This window comes from Variovorax gracilis, from assembly GCF_030317115.1.
In the GTDB taxonomy this organism is placed as follows: domain Bacteria; phylum Pseudomonadota; class Gammaproteobacteria; order Burkholderiales; family Burkholderiaceae_C; genus Variovorax; species Variovorax gracilis.
In genome coordinates this window covers 1-1,073 of sequence record NZ_JASZYF010000104.1, presented here as the reverse complement: position 1 = coordinate 1,073, position 1,073 = coordinate 1, and the positions used below count along the sequence as shown (strand labels likewise).

The following is a 1,073-nucleotide window of genomic DNA, read 5'->3' as shown; positions in this document are numbered from 1 at the left end:
GTCGACATTTCCATCTTATATGGACGCCTCCCGTGCAACAAGCCAGTTCTTGAAGCTCTGATTCGGCGGTAACGACTGCGGTCTTATATCCGGCCTGTTCATGCAGATCGGACCGAAGTCCGCCGCTGGCCTTGATGGTCATTCGCGAGATCGGGTCTCATCTCCTTTGGCGGGCTTCGCACGATGCTTGCCCAGACGGAAATCCAGATTGTCCCGACCCGCGGTCCGACCGCTTCACCATCACTTCATCGACTCGACTCACGCACTCTTCGTGGCTTCCATTCCTATGGTCAATGTCTCACGTTGTTGATCTAAGCCGCCTGCGCGTGCGCGCCGCAGCCACTTGGCGGAGTACTCTTCCACTCCGGTTGGTACGCCTGCCCGTGCGCCACCAGCGCCCAGGCCGTACGAGCCATCTTGTTCGCCAACGCCACCACCGCCACGTTGAGCGGCCGGCGTCGCAACAATTCTTCGAGCCATGCGGGCTTGACCCTCACGTGCGTAATCACTGCACGTGCGCCATGGATGAGCAATGTCCGCAGGTAGGGGTCCCCACGCTTGCTCAGGTGTCCGACGCGCGTCTTGCCGCCTGTTCCGCTGTGCGCCGGAACCAGTCCAAGGCTGGCCGAGAACTCTCGCCCTGAGCGCCAGCCATTGGCGTCACCCAGCGTGGCGGCAAGCGCTGTCGCACCGAGCACGCCGATGCCCGGCACTTCGCGCAGCCTGCGCGCCGTGCCAAGCTGGCGTTGCTGCTCGGCGATCTCGGCGTCGAGCTGATCGATGCGGCGCTCGACGTCCTTGATCGCTTCGAGCTGCAGGTCGACCAGCCGACGCATCAGCTGTGGCAGTTGATCGTCGATATCAGACCGCCTGGCACCTATCGTTTTGAGCCCAGCCTTCTTGCCGCCTGGCAGCGAGACACCGAACTCGTACAACAAGCCTCGCAGCATGTTGATCGTGGCCGTGCGCACGCTCACCCAGTGCGAGCGCGCTCGGTGCAGCGACAGCACCGCCTGCTGCTCGACAGTCTTGATCGGGGCACGACGAATGTCCGACTGCTGCGCCGCCAGCCA

At 63.1% G+C, this 1,073-nt stretch carries 1 protein-coding gene; it reads right to left on the bottom strand.

What is annotated here, in order from left to right; translation table 11 throughout:
• Positions 1-311 precede the first annotated feature (311 nt).
• On the bottom strand, positions 312-1,073 hold a 762-nt coding region (locus QTH97_RS36940; protein WP_286573758.1), incomplete at its 5' end, for an IS110 family RNA-guided transposase.